We start from the raw sequence: 21,847 nt of genomic DNA on the forward strand, positions 1-21,847 counted from the left end.
TATCGCGACCGGATGTGAATAGCGCGATCCAGCGTCAGGCGAGAAAGCCAAGCCGTTTCCGGCTTGCGCCAGACCGCTCATCATCCGGCGGCCAGACGCTTCGGGCAGGAAGCAAAAGAGCAGGTTTGTCACATGGTTCAGTCCCGCTTCAGCTATCTTTCGCTTCAGGCGAACCTGTCGCGATGGCTGCTTCGCGCGGCCTCCATCCAGTCCGCTGTGCCGCACAGGGCACTGATCCGTGCCGGGTCCCATGTGCTGAGCGCCTCGACCACCTGCTTGGCCGCCATCGGCCTGCCCAGCAGGAAGCCCTGGCCGATGTCGCAGCCTTTCACCGCCAGATGAGAGAGCTGTTCGGGCGTCTCGATGCCCTCGGCCACGGTGCGGATGCCCAGATTATGCGCCAGATCGATCACCGCCCCGACGATGGCGGCATCCTCGGTCTCGACCATGCCCAGCATCGAGACGAAGGAGCGGTCGATCTTGAGCGAGTCCACCGGGAACTGCTTGAGATGGGTCAGCGAGGCATAGCCTGTGCCGAAATCGTCGAGTGAAATCGTCACCCCCTCGCGCGACAGCGTGTTGAGCGCCTTGCTGACATTCTCGACCAACTGGCCCAGAAAGACGCTCTCGGTCACCTCCAGTTCGATGGCGGAGGCCGGCAGATTGGCCTGATGCAGGCGGCTGAGGATGCGGTCGGCAAAATCGCCGCGCATGAAATCCCCCGCCGAACCATTGACCGCCACGCTGTGGAAGGCGATGCCGCGCTGGCGCCATGAAACCATATCGGCGATCACGCGGTCGAGCATGCGGTCGGTGAGCTGAACCGACAGGCCCGGATCGTCGAATGCCGCCTGAATGCCGCCGGGCGAGCGCAGCCCCCGATCATGCCAGCGCAGCAAGGCCTCGAAACCGACGCAGATGCCCGAGCTGAGCAACACCTTGGGCTGGTAGAAAGGCACGATGCCATCGTCGCGCAAGGTCGCTCGGGCATCGGTGAGCATCTGGCTCTGGCGGGCGGCGGCCTCGCGCAGATCGCCGCTGAAGGCGCGGATATGGCCCGGCCCCTCATCCTTGGCGGCATAGAGCGCCAGATCGGCGCTGCGGTGCAGATCCTCGGGCGTTTCGCCATCGTTGAAGGCGACGGCCGAACCGATGCTCAGGCTGACATCGATCTGCCGCCCTTCGTACAGCATGGGGCCGCCAACCTGAGAGAACAGCCTTTCCGCGATACGGTTGCGCGCCTCGGGGCTGGGCAGGTCGGGCAGGATGATGGCGAATTCGTCGCCGCCCAGCCGCGCCACCGTGGCAGAGAAGGGCGCGCAGCGGGTCAGGCGCACCGCAACCTCACGCAGCAGGCAATCGCCCGCATCATGGCCCAGACTGTCATTCACCGATTTGAAGCGGTCGACATCGAGCAGGATCAAGCCGGCATGGCGGCGGTTCAGCCGGGCTTCGCGCAGGGCTTCCTCCAGCCTTTCAGCGAAAAGCACGCGGTTGGGCAATTGCGTCAGCGGATCGTGATGGGCGGCCCAGCGCAACTGGTCCTCATCGCGCTTGCGGGCGGTGACATCCTGAAGCGTGCCGATCAGGCGTTGCGGGGCGCCATGGGCATCGCGCACCACATGGCCGCGCGCGATCAGCGTGAGATAGGTGCGGTCGGCGGCCTGAAAGCGGAATTCCTGCCGCCAGAGGGAAATGCTGGCATCCGACAGATGCTTGAGCCGCGCCAGCACCATCGGCCGGTCCTCGGGATGGATGCGCTGGATCCACCAGCGGCGCGATGTACCCCCGACAATGCCCTCATGGCCGAAGATGGTTGCCGTGGCGCCGCCCCAGTCGATGCGGTCATAGTCGAGGGCAATGTCGAGAATGATGTCGTTGGAGGCCAGCGAGGCAAGGCGATAACGCTCCTCGCTGTCCTGCAGGGCCCTTTCGGCCAGCACTTGCTCCTCGATATCCTCAAGGCTGCCGTACCATGAGAGGATCGCGCCCGCATTGTCGCGCCGGGGAAAGGCGCGGGCGCGATACCAGCGATAGGTCTCGTCCTTCTGCTTCAGGCGATAACGCACATCGGCATAGCGCGCGTCGCCCGTGGTCAGGGCACGTTCCCAGATCTTTTCCACGCCGGGCAGATCGTCGGGATGAACCGCCGTGGCCCAGCCCAGTCCCAGCGCCTCCTTCACCGTCATGCCTGTAAGGGCGCACCAGCGCGGGCTGATCTCGAGTAGATGGCCGTTGGCGTCGGCCAGCCAGGGAATCTGCGGGTTGAGATCCACCGAATGCCGGTAATGCTCCTGACTGTGTTCCAGCGCCGCGATCAGCGCCCCCATGTCCGAGCGCGACTGCAGCAGCTCCTTGAAGGCGGAAAAGCTGTTCGACAGGGTCTTGAGCAGCACTGCCGCGGCCAGAATGAAGGTCCAGCCGATGCCGATGGAATACCAGTCATGCGAAAACAGCAGGCGGATGGTGACAGGCAGGGCGCCGCAGAGCAGCACCAGCCAGCCGGCTATGGGCAGTGCCTGAAGGCAATAGCAGGCACAGATCGCGCCGACGAAGACATAGAGCGAGATGGCCGTGCTGCGCATCGCCGGAGCTTCATGCAGCAGCAGCAGGCCCCAGCCGCCGAAAGCTGCGCTCAACCCCGCGCCCCCCAGTGTGGTGCCATAGAGATAGCGGCGGATCTGGCCGGGGCGGATGTCCTCGCGGCGCCGGGTCAGCCAGACGATCATGCGCACCAGGATGACCAGACACAGCACGACAGGAATGCCAAGGCCGGTGACAAAGGGCACCTCGCCATAGGTGGCGATACCCAGAAAGCAGGCATTGACCAGCATAAGTCCGTACATCAGCGGAATCTGCGCGCGCAGATTGCTGTACTGCTCCTTGAGCATGGCGTCAGGACTATGCGTAATCTGCTGAAACAGGCTGGAAAGCATCGGCATACATCGCGGCTTTGTCTGGCCGCCACGATGGCGATCCGCCGTTAAGATTGCCTTGAGCGGCTCTAGGCGGTTTCAGGATAAGTTCAGTCCGGTATCGGCAGATGTTGTTAAGGATTGGAATGTCGTCACTGAAAAATCATGGTTTTTAAAAATAAACCATATCTGGCGGGCCTGGATTATTTTGGGCGGACCAGCAATGGGCACGAAAAAGGGGGCTTCCGAAGAAGCCCCCTCGATCTCAGCACCGCATAAGGCGGCCTGTCTGGTTTGATACTTAGCGGATCTTGGCGGTCAGCGTCGCGCCAATGATACGCGGATCGTTGTAGGCGCCAGCGCGATACCAGTTGGTGTCGAGCACGCCGATCAGATTGCGCGTGTTGGTCAGGTTGCGCACGAAGAGCGAGGCCGAGTAGTTCTTCCACTCGTAACCCACGCGCAGAGCGCCCTCGTAGGTGCCGTTGGTGGTGTATTCCACCGTCTTGTAAGGCGTGAGCGAGATCCTGCCCTGCAGCGTCCAGTCGGTCGAGACGAAGGCCTTGCCGGGGCCGATCGGCAGGTCATAGCGCGCGCCGAAGTTGAGGTTGTAGCTGGGCGCATCGGGCAGAGCGTTGTTGTCGATCTGCGCGAAGACGCCGCCCGCCGTGGTCACCGTGCGGTTCAGGATGGTGGCCGCCGGAACGCCGCCCACCGCGCCGACCTGGGCGTAGACGTTGGGATCGTCCACCTCGGTGTGCAGCACCGAAAGGCCGGCGTTCAGGGTCAGGTTCTGCACGCGCACGTCGAACTCGGCCTCGGCGCCATAGCCCTGCGCCTGATTGGCGTTGAAGAGCACGCCGCTGCCGTTGCTGTCCTGCCCGTTGAGCTGGATGTTCTTCACCTTGTAGTAGAAACCGGTGAGGTTGAAGTGGCCGTGGTTGTTGAACAACACGCTCTTCAGACCAGCCTCGTAAGAGGTGTTGGTTTCCGACTTGGCCGTGGTGAAGGGCGAGCTGAACACTGCCGAACGACCCTGAATGGTCGGGCCACGGAAGCCGCGCGCCACGCGGGCATAGAAGCTGACGTTGTTGTCCAGGCGATAGAGCGTGGAGATATCCCAGCTCGGCTGCGTGTCCGACATGCGGACATAGGTCGGTGCCGTGACCGGGAAGGTCGAGGCGCCCGTCACGGTGCGCGGCGGGGTCACCAGAGCGGTGCTCTTGGTGTCGTTGGTGACGCGCACGCCGCCGGTCACGCTCCAGGCCGGGGTGATGTTGTAGGTGCCCTGGCCGAACAGGCCCCAGCTGGTGTTGATGTTGTGCAGCTGCACCCAGTTGTTGGGGTTGGGGGCGGTGCCCAGCGCGTTGTTCTGCAGGAAGAAGGCGCGCTGATAGAACTGCGTGTCGTCACGCGAGTCGAAGTAGATGCCGCCGACTTGCCACTTGAACTTGCCATTGTCGGCGCTCGACAGGCGGACTTCCTGCGTCAGCTGGGTCAGACCGGCCACGCGGCCCATCGACTGGCCGCAACCGGCATAGGGATTGGCCGCCGAGGGCGTGCAGACCGGAGCGTTGGCACCATAGGCGGCAGCCGCGCCGCCGTCCGTGTCGCCACGGCTGTAGCCCTGCACATGCTCGAGTGCCGAGATCGAGGTCAGCGTCACGCCGCCGAACTTGTGGTCGATCTTCAGCTGCTCGCCATGGGTGTCATAGGCTTGGGGATTGTTGTTGCCCTCGGCGTAATTCACCGCGCGCAGGTTCAGGCCGAGCGCGGGCTTGGTGCTGCCCTGCACCACCGACTGGCGATAGAAGACCGTCGCGCTGCCGTCATAGTGGCGATAGTGGCCTTCCAGCTTCACGCTGGTGTCGCTGTCGGGCTGCCACAGCAGCTGCAGGCGGCCGTCGCGCTCGTTGAAGCCGCCCATGACGTTCTTGCCGGGGGTGGTGCCATCGTCGCTGGGGCCGGTGTAGTTGTTGCTGATCCAGTTGTCGCGGTGCTGGTACAGGCCCGAGGCGCGGAACATCAGCGTCTTGTCAGCGTTCAGCGGGCCGCCGACGCCGGCTTCCAGATTGACGCTGTTGTAGGTGCCCCACGAAGCGGTGGCATGGGCCTTCCACTCGGGCGTGGGGGCGGCGTTGGCGATCTTGATGATGCCCGCCGTGGTGTTGCGCCCGAAGAGCGAGCCCTGCGGACCCTTCAGCACTTCGATGTCGCCCACGTCATAGATCGGGTTGGACTTGAGCACGACATGCTCTTCCACCACATCGTCCTGGATCAGCGACACCGGCTGCGAGGCGCCGAGGTAGAAGTCGATGTTGCCCAGGCCACGGATGTAGAAGCGCGGGAAGATGCGGCCCGTGGTCGATTCCGAATAGAGGCTGGGCACGCGGCCCGACAGCTTGATCAGCGTGTCACCGCCGCCCGAGGCGTAGTCGCTCATCTGCTCGTTGCTCACCACCGAGAGGGTGATGGGAACGGTGAGGTTGCTTTCCTTGCGGTGCTGCGCGGTCACCACGATGTCGCCGGGCGTGTCGGCCTGTTCGGCCGGAGCGGGGGCGGTCTGTGCGTGAGCGACGGGCGCCCAGGCGAGCACAAGCATGCTGGCCGCGCTCAAGGCGGCGGAGCGGGTGATGGTCATCTGAATTAAGTCCCCTGTCTGATATCGATCAGCACCTTATGGCAGCCGCGATCCACCGGCGTGAAAGCCGGGCGGATGGGCCACCAAGGTCGATGCCTCGCGATTAAGGGGCGTGGATGACATTTTTATGGCAACTTTGTGACGGTTCGCATGTGCGGCATAGGTCGTCGCAAAGTGTTGTAAATTTGCCGCATTTGCTGTGGGCATTGCGGAAGTGCCCAAAAAGGGGCCCCGGCGTTACTCCTCCTCCGCCACCAGATCGGCGCGAATGGCCTGCAATTGCGCTTCCCGGTCGGCGGTCACGGTCGGGAAGGCGGGTTTCAGCCCTTCAAGCAAATCGAGCACGATCTGCGAGACGATCAGTCGCGCATTTTCCTTGTCGTCGGCGGGCACGACATACCAGGGCGCCTCGGCGCTGCTGGTCGCGCTGATCGCGCCTTCATAGGCCTTGCGATAATCCTTCCAGAACTTGCGCTCCACCACGTCCGAGGGGCTCAGCTTCCAGTTCTTGTCCGGTTCGTCGATGCGGGCGAGGAAGCGTTTGCGCTGCTCCTCCTTCGACAAATGGAGGAAGATCTTCACGATGCGCGTGCCATTGGCGTGGAGATGCTTCTCGAAATCGCGGATCGAGCGATAGCGTTCCTCCCACAGCGTATCGTTGCGATAGCGGTGCTCGGGCACGCCCTGTCCCTCCAGGATCTCGGGATGCACGCGCACCACCAGAACATCCTCGTAATAGGAGCGGTTGAAGATGCCGATCTGGCCGCGCTCGGGCAGTTCGCGGGTGGCGCGCCACAGGAAGTCATGCTGCGCCTCGATCGCGCTGGGATGCTTGAAGCTGGAAACCTTGCAGCCCTGCGGATTGACGCCCGACATCACATGGCGGATCGCCCCGTCCTTGCCGGCGGCATCCATCGCCTGAAAGATCACCAGCGCGCCATAGCTGTTGGCGGCATAATGGCGCTGCTGCAGGTCGCTCAGGCGCGCGACATGATCGGCCAGGATCTCGCGATAATCGTCCTTCGAGCGATAGGCAGGTTTCACCAGCGTCTTGCGCTTCTTGAGGTCGACCTCTTCGCCCGGAGCAATGCGGTAATCCTTGAGGCGAATTTTCATCGGCATCTCCTTGCGCGCGAGAGGAAGGGGCGAGCCGATGCGCGTCTGGTCCGGGCCTGAGCCTCTCTGTGCCTGCCGACCATCTATACCCCTAAAATCATGCCTGTCTTCCGCGATTTGTCGCAGGTGAAGCCGGTTTTGCCGCTTGGTGAAGGAGGCGCGGAGATGGAACCATCGCGGTGATGGAGGTTTGCCTCTCTATAAACAGACATTCATGGCGAAAGGCCGGAGCGCCGCCGCAAGGCGGATCACCGGCCTTCGAGAGGAGTGATCGTGACCTTCCTTCAATGGCACAGGCTGGCTGCCAAGGCCCAGGGTCTGGCGCGCTCCGCGCTCGAGATGCTGCGCCATCCCGGATCGAAAGCGAAGGCGACAGCCGATGCCCAGTCGATGATGGATCATCTGGCCAGGATGGGGTTCACCCCTTCCGAAACGCCCTCGACCCGGTCAGCTCATGACGGCAAGGGCTGACCATCACGCCAGCGAGGGCACCAGCACCATGCGATGGCGATAGGTCTGCCCCGGATCGAGCCGTGCCGAACCGAAATGCGGCTGATTGGGCGTGTCGGGGAATTTCTGGGGTTCAAGCGCCACACCGGCTCCGGCCTGATAGGGCGTGCCGCCCTTGCCGCGCAGCGTGCCGTCAAACACATTGCCGCCATAGACCTGCAGCCCCGGCTCGGTGGAGAGCATGTCGAGCTGGCGCCCGTTGCCGGCATGGCTGATCCGGGCGACGGGCTTGGGGGTCTCGGTCTCACCTGCATCGATGACGAAATTGTGGTCGATGCCCCCGGCAAGGCGCAATTGCTCATCGGGCTGGGCCACGGCATCGCGGACCGCGCGCGGCTGGCGGAAATCGAACGGCGTGTCCGCGACTGGGCGCAACTCGCCATTGGGGATCAGATCCGGGTTGACCGGGGTGAAGCGCGAGGCCGGGATTGTCAGCACGGTGGTCAGGGCGCTGTCCGCGCTGCTGCCGCCCGCCAGATTGAAGAGCGGATGCTGGGTCATGGCGATCACCGTGGGGCGATCGCTGGTGGCGCTCATTTCGATGGTCAGCGCGCCATCGGGTGCCAGTTCATAGCGCACCCGCGCGGTGACATGGCCGGGAAAGCCGCCCTCGCCATCGGGGGATTCAAGACGCAGCGCGACCCATGGGTTGGGACCCTCTCCACCATCCTCCACCTGCCACAGCTTGCAGTCGAAGCCGTGATCGCCGCCATGCAGCGTGTTCTCGCCATTGTTGCGGTCGAGGCTGTAGGTCACGCCATCGAGCGTGAAACTGGCCCCGGCGATACGGTTGGCATAGCGCCCCACCGTCACCCCAAGCCAGTTGCGATGGCGGTGATAATCGAGGGGGTCGTCGAAACCCAGCAGGATGTCCTCATACTGCCCCGCGCGATCTGCAATAGCGTAGGTCTGCAGCGTGGCCCCATAGGTCAGGATGCGGGCATGGACGCCATCGGGGCGGCCCAGCGTGATGGCCTCGATCACGCGTCCGTCATCGAGCAGGGCGGCGGTTTCACGCAGAAAGACAGGGGAAGCCATGATGATGCCTTATGGGGATGAGGGGGAAAGCTTGCTCATCCTAGGCTGCCCGATGCGCGTGACGCAAGGGGCGCGGCAGGCAAAAAGAGGTGGCGACCGGGGAGTGCGATAGCGACCACCCAAGGGAGGGTCTGCTGTCAGTTCACAACCAGCAGCGGGCGCATCTCTGGCACGTTGGCGGCCAGTTCGCGCGCGACCATCGCGGCGAAGAGGTCGGCGCCTTTCCGTCCCAGATGCGTGCTGTCGAAAGACTGGCGTGGCTGGGCGGTGGGCAGCACGTTGACCTCGGTCTGGGCGCGCGCAGGCGTCTGGTCGGTGGGTGTTGATCCACGCGGCAGTTCGGCCAGCGTGTCGGCTTCCGTTTGCCCCATCGCCTGAACGGCGGTGGCGCTGTCAACATTGAGGTCGATCAGGGCGCATTTCATCTCGGCGGCGACAGTGCGAATGGCATCGGCCCATGGCGCCAGATCATTGACCAGCCTGCCGTCCCTGAACATGCGGCGCGTCAGCGGCGTGACCAGCACCGGGGTGGCTCCTGCCTCACGCGCATCCTCGACATAGCGGCGGATGTAGCCGGGGAACTCCTGCGCCAGCTCGGTGGAGCGGCTGTTGCCCGGCTGGTCGTTGTGGCCGAACTGGATCAGCCCCCAGACATGCTGATAGCCTTTTGTCTGAGCCTCACGCAGGGCGATGTCCCAGGCTCCTGTATATAGGTGCGCGAACTGCGCCCGCCGCGCGCGACATTGAGGCAGACGGCAAAGGCCGTCACATGATCGGCGCAGAAGCTCGGCCCCCAGCCGCCGAAGACGGCGGTGGTGAAATCGCCGACCAGGATGATCTTGGACGGCTGGATGCGTTTGGGCATTTCGCGCGGCACGGCGGGCTTGGGCGGCTCGGGCGCGGCCTGGTGGGCCTGGGTAACTGGCGCTCCCATCAGGGCGGCGGTGGAGGCAAGACCGGAAAGGACGTGCTTCATCCGTGCAACTCCGGTCTGGGGTAAGGCTGATCAGCCCGGATGCCAGTCGCCGAACATGGCAGCGCGCGACAGGGCATCGGCCTGCTGCGCGCTCAACTGCTTGCCGCGTCTTGTGCCCTGAGCGCCGGGCCCGATGTTGTGGAACTCGGCAAAACGGGCGTCCTCGGGTTCGAAGAAGGTACGTGGATTGCCGTCAGCGCCGGTGTACCACATGCGGGTCCAGCCCGAGGGCGCGATATGGCGCCCAATCCGGCAGCGCAGATAGGCTGCCATCCCCACCGAGCGTGGATCGCCGATCCGCTTGCCCCCGACCATCGTCGAGGCGCGCCATGGGCGACCGAGAAATACGCTGCCATCGGGCACGCCGGGCTGAGCGGTCAGGTCGCAACCGTCGAAGACCAAGCCTGCCGCCTGATCGAGCAGGGTGCTGGGGGCGGCAATACACCCCTCGACCGGCTCGACGCGGGGGCGCGAGACGATGGTGCAGCCTTCGAAGCGGGCCGCAGCGCCGCCGAAGATAAAGTCATAGCTGCCCAGAATGCTGCAGCTGGTGAACAGCGCCCGCCGCCGCGCGCAATAGAGCGTGTCCTGATGGCTGGCGAGGTGGCAGTCACGGATCACGGCGCGATCGGTGTCGCCGTCCAGCGTCAGGGCGATGGCCTGCTGGCTGCCGGGCAGATCGGCTTTCAGTCCGTTGGGCTTGTGCATTTCGGTGACGGCATCATAGCTGTTCTCGATGGAGAGGCCGGAGAGATGCACATCGGGTGCGGTGATCTTCAGTGCCGCGGTGCGAAAGGTGCCATAGGGTTTACCGTCCGGGGCGATCTGGCCCGCGCCCGCCGCGAAGATCAGGCGTGTGGCTTGAACGCCGGCGCCGATCAACTGCACCCTGGGGCGGTCGATCAGGAAGGCGGCTTGCCATGTGCCGGGGCCCAGAAAGATGCGATAGGGCAGCTTGCCATCGGTTGGGGCGGCGTCGATGGCTTGTTGCAGTCCGGCAAAGCGGCGTCCGCTCTGCGATGAGGCTGCCTGTTCGACCACGGCATCGAAAGGGCCTCTGCCCAGCGCCAGTGCGGGTCTGCCAGCCAGAGCCAGCAGGCCCATGGACATTGCGCGTCGGCTGAACGGGATATCGGGAAGGCTCATTGTGTCGGCCGCGTGGACACAAGAGGGCTGATTGGCATGTGCGCTTCCATCATGTCCCCTCCTGGTGCTGAGTGTGTCAGCATTCTTCTTCGCAATCGACACGAATGTCTAGCGGTTACCTTTGCAGAGATTGGCGGGGCGAGGTTGCTGCCATCGAGGCGGTAAAACGACATCTCTATCAATTTTCGATCAGTTTGCTGTGCCCCTTTATGCGCGATCATATCGATTATCATGCTGATTTATCGTTCTCCTTTGCACGTTTTGGGCAAATGTCATCTCGATGCCCCCGGCGCGGCCTGCTGTCCGCCATGCGCGCAAGGCCGATTTTTCCAACCTCCATAGCGCATCTCTGGTTGATGACACCGGTTTCCAGTCCTATGGAGAGGCATAAAAACATGAAATGATCACCCGCTCGCCGGGGTTGGGAAAGGACACTTGGATGAGGCCTCTGGTCACCGCATCGCTTCTGGCATTGGCGCTGGCGAGCTATACCGCCCCTGCCATGGCATCGCCCGATAAGGTCGAGCCACATGCTGACGGCCTGCTGTTCCGTGCCTCGCTTGACCATGATTTCCGCGCCGATGTCGCGGGCGGCGACGCCATCCCCAATTTCCGCAGCGGCGTCACCATCACGCCCGATGGCGCCATGGGCGGCGCGGCGCGCTGGGCCGATGACGGCTATGTCGCCTGGAAGGCGCCGGGCAACATGCAGGCGGCGCGTGGTACGCTCTCCTTCTTCTGGCGCTCACGCACGCCGGTGGGCGAGGCGCCCTTCGTGATCTTCCGCGCAGGCTTTGCCGATCACACCAGTTGGGACATGGCCTTCCTGCGCATCGACTGGAACGGTCATGGCTTCGACGCCTTTGTCACCGACGCCAATCTCTCGCGTCTTCGCGTGTCATGGACCATCCCTCAGGCCCCGTCGCCCACCGCATGGGAGCATATCGCCTTCGCCTGGGACGAGACGCAGGGCGTGCGCCTGTTCGTCGATGGCCATGAAGTCGCCCGCAAGGACCAGAAGGCCGATCTGGACAGCGGACTCGACGGCTTCGGCATGGCCGGGCGCGTGCTGTCCCCGCATCAGGTGCAGAGCCGCTACAATTTCACGCGCGGCAGCGATCTGGACGAGATCCGGGTCTATGATCGCATGCTCGATACGCCCGACATCGCCGCTCTGGCCGCCAAGGGCGAGGTGCGCGCGGCGCCCGCACCCGATGCCTCGGCCCAGCGTATTGCATGGCTGCATCGCTATGGCTGGGATCAGGGCGATCCGCCCGCGCTGGAGTCCGGAACCACAAGCATCCGCAAGGTCGAATTTGCCGACGCGAAGGATATGAAGGAGCGGATGTGGAAAGGCGTCGACGGCATCGCCGAAACCACATGGCCGGGCGTCTACAACCGCTCCCGCTTGCCGGGCCGCGACGATTATTTCGAGCTGCCCGACTGGAACGTCTATGTCGAGGGCGGCAAACGCTATGACCTGACCGTGCCCCCCGGCGAGCAGGTTAACCGCGTGGAAATCCGGGGCGCCGCCTATGGCCGCCTCGACTGGTCAGGTGCGGATGGCAAGGCCAGCCTGCTGGCGCAAAGACCCAAGGGCGTGGTGCGCAGCGTGACCAGCTTTGCGCAAAAGCAGGGCGGCACGCTCTCCTTCACCAACGAGATGCAGGAGCAGCCGATCCAGGAGATCTGGGCCTATGACGTCGGCGCAGGCAAGGAGCCAGAGGGCAGTTTCAAGCTGAGCTATGCGGTGGATTCGCGCCTGTCGCCCCGGATCGCGCCGCTGGCCTCGCTCAACGACTTTATCGCCGGGCGCTATCCGGCCAATGAACGCAGCACCGTGCTGGCCATGCCTGCGGGCGGCGTAAAGGCGGCGGTGGGCGCCGGTTCTGCCGGGGGCGGGGGGGCCAATGCGCTGCCCGCTCACCCCGACCCCATCGTTCATATCCTAATCCCCGCCAGCTTCGGCGAGGCCAAAGCCGATCAGCCGCTGGCCCGCGCCTGGGACTATGGCTGGCAGAACATGCATGACGGGCTGGACGGCGTGGCCATCGATCTGCCCGCGCTGCATGTCACGCCCGGAAAGTCCGGGCTGATCCCGCTCAACATCCGCATCAAGGACCCGATCTGGCCGCAGCGCGATATGATCGACGTCTCGGTCTCGGTGAAGCCCGGCGAGGCGCACACGCTGTGGCTCGATCTGCGCGACCGCATCCTTTCGAACGACAGCCTTTATCTGACCGTCGCCTCGGGCGCGGCGGATTTCAACGCCGCCTCGCTCGATGGCACGAAAATCCGCCTGATCTTCAAGCCGCGCGACGAGGCCATCAAGGAGCATGTCGCCGACCGCCTGCAGCAGGTGAAGGACAACTGGGCTTATCTGGTCGAGGAACACACCGCCTCGATGCGCGCAGGGCTCTATGCCCGGCTGCATGGCGATGTGACCGATCTGCTGCGCGTCGATCCCGACAATGTCGAGGGCCGCACCTATTGGGCCGACATCGATTATCGCCCGGAAAATCTGCCGAAGGTCGCGCTGCCCGCCATTCCGCAAGGCGTGCCGGGATGGGCCGCGCGGCAGTTGCAGGATCTGGGGCTGGTGCGCCATTTCGTGAACTGGTGGATCGACGAGCGGCAGGTGCCCTATGGCGATTTCGGCGGCGGCATTTCGGATGACACCGATCTTGTGCAGCAATGGCCGGGCCTGGCGCTGATGGGTGTCGAGCCCGACAAGATTAATGCCTCGGTGCGGGCTCTGTCCGATGCCGTCTACAAGAACGGCATGATCGTGAATGGCCTTGGCTATATCACCACCGATGAGCTTCACGCCTATGAGGAAGGGCTCAACTCCAACGGCGAGCGACTTTACCTCAACTGGGGCGAGCCCAAAGCTGTCGAGCGGCTGATGGAGACGGCCAAGGCGCTCCAGTCGGTGATCCTGAAGAACCCGACGGGCCATATGCATTTCGCCAGCAACTGGTACGGGGCGCGCAAGATCTACCGCGAAGGGCCTTGGGAATGGCAGAAGCCCTATTCCTTCTCGGTGGTGCATGGGCCCATTCTGGTCGGGCTCTACAATGGCAATCCGGCGGCGAAGGGGCTGGTGACGGGGCTGATGGATGGCCTGCTGGCTCATGGCAAGCAGGACGCCAAGGGGCTTTGGCAGTTCCCCAACGACATCAACTGGCGCAGCGATGAAGAGCGGGTGGGCGACGGCGGCGGGGCCTCGCTGCCGCCTCAGGCGGCCTGGGCGGCGTGGCGGCTGACGGGCGATACGCGCTATCTGCGCCCCATCGATACGATCCTTGCCAAGGGCGGGCTGAATGCCTTGAACCAGTTCGATGGCAATGGCTTTGCGCAATTGCCCGATGGTGCGGCTCTGCTGGCGAAGGCTTCGCCGTCCAGCACTGGCGGCTTCGGGCGCTATGCGGCATGGCTGAAGACGGGCGACACCGCCTCGCTGGAAAAGCTGCATGAAGAGGCCATCGTCGAAAAGACCCAGCGCATGGGCATGATGACCGATGGCCACTGGTGGTCCGATCGTGTGGAAACGCCTTCCGACATTCTGCAGCGTGAGCGTCTGGGCGGCGTTGCTCTTGTGCGCGGGCAATATTGGCCCGGCAATCTGGTGAGTTGGCGCTTTGCTGAGCCCGATGCCGGCGACAAGGTGGCTCTGCTCGTCAGCAGCACCACGCCCGATCATATCCGCATCAAGGGGTGGAACACCACTGACCATATCCAGCAAGCCACCATGTCCACCTGGGATATCCCGCCCGGCGAATGGAGCATGCAGGTCGGGCAGGGCACGCCGGTCACCGTCAGGCTGGAGCGCAGCGCCAGCGTGCCGGTGCAATTTGCGGCCGGTGGCGAAACCACGATCGAACTGAAGCTGGTGAAAGCCGGCACGCCGGTCGACCAGCGCCCCGATCTGGGCATCGGGCAGGATGATGTGAAGGTCGCCGGGGGCAAGGTGGAGGTGACGGTGCACAGCCTTGGCGCTGTCGCCACCGGCGGCGGCACGGTGACACTGCTGGGCGCGGATGGTGCGGTGCTGGCCTCGCAGCCGCTGGGATCCTTGCCCGCGCCGACTGACCTGCTGCCCAAGACGCAGACCTTGCGCTTCACCCTGAACCCGGTGATCGCCCGCAAGGGGCTGACTGTCCGCGTGGCGCTGCCCGGCGATGCGCCGGAAATTACCATGCTGAACAACAAGGTGACGGTGCCTGCCGAGAAGTAAGGGCGGGGCGGGCGCGGCAACACCGCGCCCGTCTTGTCAGGTCAGCGCCCGGTCGAGATGGGTGTAGCCGCCATCCGGCACGATCCACTGCCCTGTGGTGTGTGAGGAACGCTCCGACAGCAGAAAGACCACCATATCGGCGATTTCGCGCGCCTCGGTCATGCGCTGGCCCAGCGGGATTTTGCTGGTGATGCTTTCCAGCTTGGCCTGAGGATCGTCGAAGCTGTCGAGCCAGCTTTCGTAGAGCGGCGTCATCACCTCGGCGGGCAGCACGGCGTTGACCCTGATCCCATCGGGCAGCAGCGCGGCGGCCCATTCGCGGGTCAGCCCCAGTTGCGCCGCCTTGGCCGCGACATAGCCGCTGGTGCCGCCTTGGCCCGTCAGCGCCGTCTTGGATGAGATGTTGACGATGGCGCCCCGGCTCTCGCGCAGATGGGGCAGGCAGTGGTGCACCATGCCATAATAATGCGCCAGATTGGCCTGCACCGAGGCGGTAAAAGCTTGCGTGCCCTTGTCCAGCCCCACCCCATCGTTGGTTCCCGCATTGTTAACCAGACCATGGATGCCATGACCATGCGCGGCAATGGCGGCGATGGCGCTTTTGCAGGCGGTATCGTCGGTGAGATCGGCCTGAATGAAGATCAGCTCGGGTTGCAGGGCGCGCAGCCTTGCTTCAAAATCCGGCTGCAACGGGCTGCGCCCGATGATCGCGGGGATCGCGCCCTCTTCTGCCAGCACGGTGGAGATTGCCCCGCCAATCCCTGCTCCGCCGCCGGTGACGATGACGACTTTGCCATCGAGCCCCAGCTTCATGCGTGCACCCGGTAATCGCGCAAGCTCTCCGCGCGCATTTCGATGGAGAAGCCCGGCGCCTCGGGCGCCACATAGGCGGCATCGCGGATGACGCAGGGTTGGAGGAAATGCTCATGCAGATGGTCGACATATTCGGCCACGCGCCCCTCCTGCGTTCCCGAAAAGCACAGATAATCAATCATCGAGAGATGCTGGACATATTCGCACAGCCCCACCCCGCCCGCATGGGGACAGACGGGCAGATCATATTTGGCGGCCAGCAGCAGCACGGCAAGGATCTCGTTCACCCCGCCGAGGCGGCAGGCGTCGATCTGCACCACATCGATGGCACCAGCCATGATGAACTGCTTGAAGAGGATGCGGTTCTGGCACATTTCGCCGGTCGCCACCTTCACCGCGCCGATGTTCCGGCGGATGCGGGCATGGCCAAGCACATCGTCGGGGCTGGTCGGTTCCTCGATAAACCATGGCTCGGCGAAGGCGAGGGCATTGACCCACTCGATGGCCTGATCGACCTCCCACACCTGATTGGCGTCGATCATCAGCTTGCGGTCGGGGCCCATCACCTCGCGTGCGATGCGCAGGCGGCGGATGTCATCCTCCAGATCGCGGCCGACCTTCAGTTTTACATGGGTGAAGCCCTCATCGACGGCTTCCTGAACCAGACGGCGCAGCTTGTCGTCCGAATAGCCCAGCCAGCCCGCGCTGGTGGTGTAGCAGGGGTAGCCCTCGCGACGCAGATGGGCGATGCGCTCGGCCTTGCCTTCGGCGCGCCGGGTCAGCAGGTCCAGTGCTTCCTCGGGCGTGATAGCATCGGTGAGGTAGCGAAAGTCGATGGCGCGCACCAGTTCCTCGGGGCTCATCCCGGCGACCAGTTGCCACACCGGCTTGCCCACCGATTTGGCCCAGAGATCCCACACGGCATTGACCACCGCGCCGGTCGCCAGATGGATCGCGCCCTTGTCCGGCCCGATCCAGCGCAACTGGCTGTCCCCGGTGATATGGCGCCAGAAGCGGCCCGGATCCTGCGCGATCCATGCCAGATCGAGGCCCGCCACAAGGGGGCGCAAGGCCTCGATGGCGGCAACGCAAATCTCATTGCCGCGCCCGATCGTGAAGGTCAGCCCATGCCCCTCCAGCCCCGGCTGATCGGTGGCGAGGATGACATAGGCCGCCGAATAATCGGGATCGGGGTTCATCGCATCCGATCCGTCGAGGCTTTCGCTGGTGGGGAAACGGATGTCGAGCGTCGTCAGGCCGGTAATCTTCGTCATCACATCACCGTCCATCCGCCGTCGATGACGGCTGTTGTGCCCGTGGTAAAGCGGCTCTCGTCCGAAGCGAGATGCACCGCCAGCGCGGCGATTTCCGAGACTTGCCCCAGTCGTCCCACCGGCTGGCGGGCGCTGAACTGGGCGTGGCTTTCCTCGAAGCTGATGCCGGCCGCCTCGGCATGGGCGTGCACACGGGCGAGCAGGGACGGGCTCTCCACCGTGCCGGGGCAGATGGCGTTGCAGCGGATGCCCTGAGCCACGAAATCGGCGGCGACCGCTTTGGTCAGCCCGATGATTGCGGCCTTGCTGGCGCCATAGGCGAAGCGGTTCGGCACGCCGATCAGCGAGGATGCCACCGAGGCGACATTGACGATCGATCCGCCGCCTGCCGCGATCATGCCGGGCAGATAGAGCTTGATCAGCCGGAACATGGTGGTGGCGTTCAGCGCAAAGGACCGTTCCCAATCCTCTTCGCTGCATTCCAGCACCGAGCCGACGGCGACCATTCCTGCGCCGTTGAACAGGATATCGACCGGGCCGGTCGCGGCGGCAAGCTGTTCCAATGCCGCAAGGTCCAGCAGATCGATGGCATGGGCGTTGACGCCCTCCAGCGTGGCCAGTCCGGCGCCATCCAGATCGACGGCATGCACGGTGGCGCCCTCGGCATGGAAAGCCTCGGCCACGGCGCGACCGATGCCTGCGGCGGCGGCCGTCACGAGAGCGGTTTTTCCTTTCAGTCTCACAATAACGATCCTGTTCTGTTTACGCCTGACGCAGCGCCGGGCCGAGAAGGCGGGCAGGGCGTCCGGGGGCGATGTCGATGTCGATGCTGGCGCCGCCGGTGACGATGCGGCGGCGGCCCGGCAGGGTGGTTCGGATGGTGGCGCTGTCGAGTTGCCCATCGCGCCAGTTCACATCGACTAGGCAGCAGCCCCGCGCGCGCAGCCCCCGGATCGAACCGGTCGGCCAGGCCTTGGGCAGGGCGGGCAGCAGGCGGATTTCATCGCCCAGGCTTTGCATCAGCATCTCGGTCATGCCCGAGGCGCCGCCGAAATTGCCGTCGATCTGGAAGGGCGGATGCGCGTCGAACATGTTGGGGTAGGTACGTTCCGGCCCCAGCAGGAAGCGCAGGATGCTATGGGCATGATCGCCCTGTCCCAGCCGCGCCCAGAGATTGATGCGCCATGCCGTGGCCCAGCCCGTGGCACGATCGCCCCGGATCTCCAGCGATCTGGCGGCGGCGGCGGCAAGCTCCGGCGTCTTGTGGATGTCGATCTGATGGCTGGGGAACAGGGCGTAAAGGTGGCTGACATGGCGATGGTGGATGTCACCGGCATCCATGTCCCAATCCTCTTGCCATTCCTGCAACTGCCCGGCCTTGCCGATCTTGCTGGGGGCCAGTTTGGCGCGTGTTTCGCGGAGCTGCCCGGCAAAGGCGCCGTCCAGCCCGAGAATGCTGGCCGCCTGTGCCGTCTGGTCGAACAGGTCGCGCAGGATTTCCATATCCATCGCCGGCCCCGCGCAGAGGGACGAGCCATGCCCATGGTTGTTCTCGGGCGACATGGAGGGGTTGGTCACCAGAAAGCCCGAGCGCGGGGCCTTCACCAGCACATCGAGGAAGAACTCCGACGCGCCCTTCAGCAGCGGATAGACCGAGGCGAGATAGGCTTTGTCCCGGCCATAGTCATAATGGTCCCACAGATGGGTGCACAGCCATGCTCCGCCCATCGGCCACATGCCGAATTTGGCGCCGTCGATGGGGGCTGTCGCGCGCCACAGATCGGTGTTGTGATGGGTGACCCAGCCGCGCGCGCCATACATCTTGCGCGCGGTCACCGCGCCGGTGATGGCGATGTCGCGCACCAGCGCGACCAGTGGCTCGACGCATTCGGGCAGGTTGGTCGGCTCGGCGGGCCAGTAGTTCATTTCGGTGTTGATGTTGATCGTGTATTTCGATCCCCATGGCGGATTGGTGCTGTCGTTCCACAGGCCCTGCAGCGTGGCCGCCTGCCCGCCCGCGCGTGAGGACGAGATCAGCAGATAGCGCCCATACTGGAAATAGAGCGCCGCCAGCGCCGGATCATCGGAGGTTTCCGAACTGCGGATGCGCGCATCGGTGGGCTGCGCGGCAGTGGGGCTGGTGCCGAAATCGACGGCGACGCGGCGGAACAGCGCCTGATGATCCGCCGAGGCGTCTCTGGCGATCGGCACGAAACCGCGCGCGGCGGCCTTGATGATCTGCGCGCTGGTGATGGCGGTGGGATCGCCATTCACCTTGTCGAAGCGCTGATAGCTGGTGGCCATGGCGACCAGCAGGACGACTTCGCTGGCTCCGCGTATGGAGAGTTTGCCATCGGCGGAGGCGATCTTCCCGCCTTTGGTGATAGCCTTCAGTCTGGCCTCGAAGCGCAAGGCGCCGGGGATGCCGTTGCTGTCGTCATTATGGCCGGACAGGACAAGGCCATCGGTGCCTTGCGCATGGACTGAGGCGCGCTTCTGGGGCGAGGTGATGCCGCAATCGAGATCGATGCGGCCCGGTCCCTCGGCTGTCAGGCGGATCGCGATCACCTGATCGGGGTGCGAGGCTAGAACCTCGCGCCGATATTGCGTGCCGTTGCGGGTAAAGCGCGTGGTGCTGATCGCGGCATCCAGATCCAGCTCACGACGATAGCCGGTGGCCTGAGCATCGTCGAAACCGGGCATGTCGAGCAGCAGATTGCCCAGCGCCTGATAGGCGCACTGGCGTTTCGGCGTGCCCAGCAGATCGCTTTCGGCCAGCTTCTCGGCCTCTTCGTATTGGCCATCGAAAATCAGTTGGCGGACGCGGGGCAGAGCTTCCTTCGCCGCCGGATTGACCGGCTGATAGGGCCCGCCGCCCCACAGCGTGCTTTCGTTGAGCTGGATGCGTTCCTGCCCCAGCCCGCCGAAGATCATCGCGCCAAGACGGCCATTGCCGACCGGCAGTGCCTCGGTCCAGACCTTGGCGGGTGCCTGATACCATAGCTGGTTCGCCTCGGCCGCAGGCGTTGCCGACCAGACGAGATCCGGCGCAATGCCCAGAGCGGTCAGCGCCGCGGAAGCGCCGCCGATGGCCTGGCGACGGGTGAGGGGGAAGCTGGTCTCGGTCACATCCCTGCCTTTGCGCAAGGGGAGAAGGGCGCTCGCATGGTTTCGACCTGCTTTGGGCTGCCGGCGTGCATCGCTCTCTCCATCCTGTTTTGCCAGCGGTAATGCATCATATTTTTGTCAGATGTAAAAGTAATTTTTATATTTAGCGGATATCGCAAGGGCCATTCAGCCACTGGTGCTGATTTTGATTTGCGGCAGTTGCTTTCACATGTAAAAAGGCGAGTCACGGAAACCGGCGGACATGATGCATGAAAGCGATCATCTGCGAAGCGCCCATGAAGCTGACCCTGCAGGACCGAGCAGCCCCGCAAGCCGGTCCTGACGAGGCGCTGATCCGCATCCGCCGCGTGTGGCTGTGCGGCACGGATTTTCATATTTTCAAAGGCAATCAGCCCTTCCTCTCCTATCCGCGGGTGATAGGGCATGCCGGGTGCGGGCGAGGCTGTGCTGGTCAGCGTCATCAAGGACGACATCACCTTCAGCGACCCGGATTTCACAAGCGCAAAAAGGCGCTGATCGGCAGCCGCAACGCGCTGCGTGAAGATTTCCAGCAGGTTATCGATTGTCTGGCGGACGGCACCATTCCCACCGAGCCATTACACACGCATAGTTTCGAGCTGGAGATCCAGCCGTCGATCATGAAGGCCATCGGTCGTTTCTGAGACGGGCTGATCCGCAAAAGCGGGCAGCCTCAAGCCACGGGAAGGAGAGGATATGGACAGCGCGATCACGGTGCCTGCCCCGCCCGGAGACGGGCCCAAAAGCGCGAGCGTGGATGGACGGTTTATCACCCAGGGCTATGAGCTGGGCTTTGTGGTGATCACCAGCCTGTTTATGCTCTGGGCCATTGCCAACAATTTCAACGATATCCTGATTCGGCAGCTTCAGAAGGCGCTGGCGCTCGATCGCGCTCAGGCGGGGTTTATCCAGTTTGCCTTCTATCTCGGCTATTTCTGTATGGCCTTGCCCGCCGGGCTGGTGGCGCGCCGGTTTGGCTATCGGGTGGGGATCATCGTCGGGCTGCTGCTTTACGCGGGCGGGGCGCTGCTGTTCTATCCGGCCTCTTATATGGGGCGCTATGGGCCGTTTTTGCTGGCGCTGTTCGTGCTGGCTTCGGGCGCCGCCTTTCTGGAGACCAGCGCCAACCCCTATATCGCCAGCTTCGGAGACCCCAGCCGCGCCTCGCAGCGGCTGAATTTCGCTCAGGCTTTCAATGGGCTTGGCGCGGTGATCGCGCCCGTGCTGGGCGGCATGTTCATTTTTTCGGGCGTTGAGCGCAGCCATGCCGAACTCGCGCTGATGAGCGCGCAGGATCTCTCTGCTTATCGCGCTTTCGAGGCGGCGATGGTGCGTATGCCCTATCTGGTGCTCGCAGGCGTGGTGATGGTGATCGCGCTGGCCGTGGCCCAGGTCCGCCTGCCGAGCCTGTCCAGGCGACGGGGCGGGGACGATGCCTCGCCGAAGGCCGGATGGCTGCTGCGCCAGCCGGGGTTGCTGCCGGCGGTGGTGGCGCAGTTTTTCTATGTGGGCGCTCAGGTCGGCGTCTGGAGCTTCTTTGTCGATTTCGTGAAGGAGATGCAGCCAGAGGTTTCCGAACGCCATGCCGCCTATCTGCTCTCCTTCAGCCTGTTCCTTTTCATGATCGGCCGCTTTTCGGGCGCGGCGCTGATGCAGAAGGTGGAGGCGAGCCGGCTGCTGCTGCTCTATGCCGGGGCGGGCGTGCTGCTCAGCCTTGGTGCGGCGGCGGGATCGGGCGTGGCGGCGGTGGTGGCGCTGTCGGCGACCAGCTTTTTCATGTCGATCATGTTCCCCACGATCTTTGCGTTGGGGATCGCGCGACTGGGCGCTGCTGCCGCGATGGGGGCGCCGCTGATCGTAATGGCGATTGTGGGCGGGGCGGTGTTTCCGCCCCTGATGGGGTTCCTGTCGCAAGTCTCGGGATCGCTGCGGCTGGCGATGCTGGTTCCGGCGCTATGCTTTGCAGTGGTGCTGCTTTTCGCCCTGACCCAGCAGCGGATCACGCAGGAACCCGAAGCCTGACCCTGCGAGCGG

The 21,847-nt window shown here is 64.2% G+C and carries 15 protein-coding genes; 4 read left to right on the forward strand and 11 right to left on the reverse strand.

All coding sequences use genetic code 11. The features are described 5' to 3' along the window. Positions 1 to 164: 164 nt before the first annotated feature. The 3 genes from ABDW49_RS09685 to ABDW49_RS09695 all read right to left on the reverse strand — a co-directional run bounded on the left by ABDW49_RS09685 (position 165) and on the right by ABDW49_RS09695 (position 6,672). Entirely contained in the window at positions 165 to 2,942 is a 2,778-nt protein-coding gene (locus tag ABDW49_RS09685) for an EAL domain-containing protein (RefSeq protein WP_343611510.1), read from the reverse strand. 274 nt (positions 2,943 to 3,216) lie between these two features. Then, positions 3,217 to 5,556, reverse strand: coding sequence for a TonB-dependent receptor (locus ABDW49_RS09690; protein WP_343611512.1), 2,340 nt, complete (start codon positions 5,554 to 5,556; stop codon positions 3,217 to 3,219). A gap of 237 nt (positions 5,557 to 5,793) precedes the next feature. Beyond that, positions 5,794 to 6,672 carry an ADP-polyphosphate phosphotransferase gene (locus tag ABDW49_RS09695; protein ID WP_343611514.1) on the reverse strand — a complete coding sequence of 293 codons (879 nt, stop codon included), beginning with the start codon at positions 6,670 to 6,672 and terminating at the stop codon, positions 5,794 to 5,796. A 273-nt stretch (positions 6,673 to 6,945) separates the two neighbouring features. Here ABDW49_RS09695 and ABDW49_RS09700 point away from each other — a divergent pair, with 273 nt between their 5' ends. Further along, entirely contained in the window at positions 6,946 to 7,143 is a 198-nt protein-coding gene (locus ABDW49_RS09700; RefSeq protein WP_343611515.1) for a hypothetical protein, read from the forward strand. 3 nt (positions 7,144 to 7,146) lie between these two features. On the opposite strand, the gene ABDW49_RS09705 is transcribed toward ABDW49_RS09700, so the two are convergent. The 4 genes from ABDW49_RS09705 to ABDW49_RS09720 all read right to left on the reverse strand — a co-directional run bounded on the left by ABDW49_RS09705 (position 7,147) and on the right by ABDW49_RS09720 (position 10,306). Continuing rightward, on the reverse strand, positions 7,147 to 8,220 hold the full coding sequence (locus ABDW49_RS09705; RefSeq protein ID WP_343611517.1) for an aldose epimerase family protein: 1,074 nt from the start codon (positions 8,218 to 8,220) through the stop codon (positions 7,147 to 7,149). 137 nt (positions 8,221 to 8,357) lie between these two features. Further along, entirely contained in the window at positions 8,358 to 8,744 is a 387-nt protein-coding gene (locus tag ABDW49_RS09710; protein ID WP_343611518.1) for a hypothetical protein, read from the reverse strand. Between the two features lie 116 nt (positions 8,745 to 8,860). Then, a complete protein-coding gene (locus ABDW49_RS09715; RefSeq protein WP_343611519.1) occupies positions 8,861 to 9,196 on the reverse strand; it encodes a hypothetical protein in 336 nt (111 codons plus the stop codon). 30 nt (positions 9,197 to 9,226) lie between these two features. After that, the gene (locus ABDW49_RS09720; RefSeq protein ID WP_343611521.1) at positions 9,227 to 10,306 is read right to left on the reverse strand and encodes a pectinesterase family protein; all 1,080 of its coding nucleotides are present in this window, start codon (positions 10,304 to 10,306) and stop codon (positions 9,227 to 9,229) included. 475 nt (positions 10,307 to 10,781) lie between these two features. Between ABDW49_RS09720 and ABDW49_RS09725 the strand changes: the two genes are divergently transcribed. Further along, positions 10,782 to 14,579, forward strand: coding sequence for a LamG-like jellyroll fold domain-containing protein (locus tag ABDW49_RS09725; RefSeq protein WP_343611523.1), 3,798 nt, complete (start codon positions 10,782 to 10,784; stop codon positions 14,577 to 14,579). A 36-nt stretch (positions 14,580 to 14,615) separates the two neighbouring features. On the opposite strand, the gene ABDW49_RS09730 is transcribed toward ABDW49_RS09725, so the two are convergent. From ABDW49_RS09730 to ABDW49_RS09745, 4 genes are read right to left on the reverse strand one after another with little or no spacing between them, the layout of a single operon-like run. Continuing rightward, the gene (locus ABDW49_RS09730; protein WP_343611525.1) at positions 14,616 to 15,392 is read right to left on the reverse strand and encodes an SDR family oxidoreductase; all 777 of its coding nucleotides are present in this window, start codon (positions 15,390 to 15,392) and stop codon (positions 14,616 to 14,618) included. Further along, on the reverse strand, positions 15,389 to 16,666 hold the full coding sequence (locus ABDW49_RS09735; RefSeq protein WP_343611526.1) for an L-fuconate dehydratase: 1,278 nt from the start codon (positions 16,664 to 16,666) through the stop codon (positions 15,389 to 15,391). Before ABDW49_RS09735 ends, ABDW49_RS09730 begins: the two co-directional genes overlap by 4 nt. After that, the gene (locus ABDW49_RS09740) at positions 16,666 to 17,382 is read right to left on the reverse strand and encodes an SDR family oxidoreductase (protein ID WP_343611527.1); all 717 of its coding nucleotides are present in this window, start codon (positions 17,380 to 17,382) and stop codon (positions 16,666 to 16,668) included. The genes ABDW49_RS09735 and ABDW49_RS09740 overlap by 1 nt, the downstream gene beginning before the upstream one ends. 46 nt (positions 17,383 to 17,428) lie before the next feature. Beyond that, on the reverse strand, positions 17,429 to 19,795 hold the full coding sequence (locus ABDW49_RS09745; RefSeq protein WP_343611528.1) for a glycoside hydrolase family 95 protein: 2,367 nt from the start codon (positions 19,793 to 19,795) through the stop codon (positions 17,429 to 17,431). Between the two features lie 248 nt (positions 19,796 to 20,043). Between ABDW49_RS09745 and ABDW49_RS09750 the strand changes: the two genes are divergently transcribed. Continuing rightward, on the forward strand, positions 20,044 to 20,457 hold the full coding sequence (locus ABDW49_RS09750; protein WP_343611529.1) for an alcohol dehydrogenase catalytic domain-containing protein: 414 nt from the start codon (positions 20,044 to 20,046) through the stop codon (positions 20,455 to 20,457). Positions 20,458 to 20,509: 52 nt separating this feature from the next. Beyond that, complete coding sequence (gene fucP, locus ABDW49_RS09755; RefSeq protein ID WP_343611530.1) at positions 20,510 to 21,835, forward strand: L-fucose:H+ symporter permease; 1,326 nt, start codon at positions 20,510 to 20,512, stop codon at positions 21,833 to 21,835. The last annotated feature ends 12 nt before the right edge of the window (positions 21,836 to 21,847 follow it).

The sequence above is a fragment of the Novosphingobium sp. genome (assembly GCF_039595395.1).
GTDB lineage: Bacteria > Pseudomonadota > Alphaproteobacteria > Sphingomonadales > Sphingomonadaceae > Novosphingobium.

Coding starts and splice junctions, on each gene's coding strand:
- ABDW49_RS09685 (WP_343611510.1), bottom strand. CDS start 2,942: ATGCCGATGCTTTCCAGCCTGTTTCAGCAGATTACGCATAGTCCTGAC.
- ABDW49_RS09690 (WP_343611512.1), bottom strand. CDS start 5,556: ATGACCATCACCCGCTCCGCCGCCTTGAGCGCGGCCAGCATGCTTGTG.
- ABDW49_RS09695 (WP_343611514.1), bottom strand. CDS start 6,672: ATGAAAATTCGCCTCAAGGATTACCGCATTGCTCCGGGCGAAGAGGTC.
- ABDW49_RS09705 (WP_343611517.1), bottom strand. CDS start 8,220: ATGGCTTCCCCTGTCTTTCTGCGTGAAACCGCCGCCCTGCTCGATGAC.
- ABDW49_RS09715 (WP_343611519.1), bottom strand. CDS start 9,196: ATGAAGCACGTCCTTTCCGGTCTTGCCTCCACCGCCGCCCTGATGGGA.
- ABDW49_RS09720 (WP_343611521.1), bottom strand. CDS start 10,306: ATGTCCATGGGCCTGCTGGCTCTGGCTGGCAGACCCGCACTGGCGCTG.
- ABDW49_RS09725 (WP_343611523.1), top strand. CDS start 10,782: ATGAGGCCTCTGGTCACCGCATCGCTTCTGGCATTGGCGCTGGCGAGC.
- ABDW49_RS09730 (WP_343611525.1), bottom strand. CDS start 15,392: ATGAAGCTGGGGCTCGATGGCAAAGTCGTCATCGTCACCGGCGGCGGA.
- ABDW49_RS09735 (WP_343611526.1), bottom strand. CDS start 16,666: ATGACGAAGATTACCGGCCTGACGACGCTCGACATCCGTTTCCCCACC.
- ABDW49_RS09750 (WP_343611529.1), top strand. CDS start 20,044: ATGAAAGCGATCATCTGCGAAGCGCCCATGAAGCTGACCCTGCAGGAC.
- fucP (WP_343611530.1), top strand. CDS start 20,510: ATGGACAGCGCGATCACGGTGCCTGCCCCGCCCGGAGACGGGCCCAAA.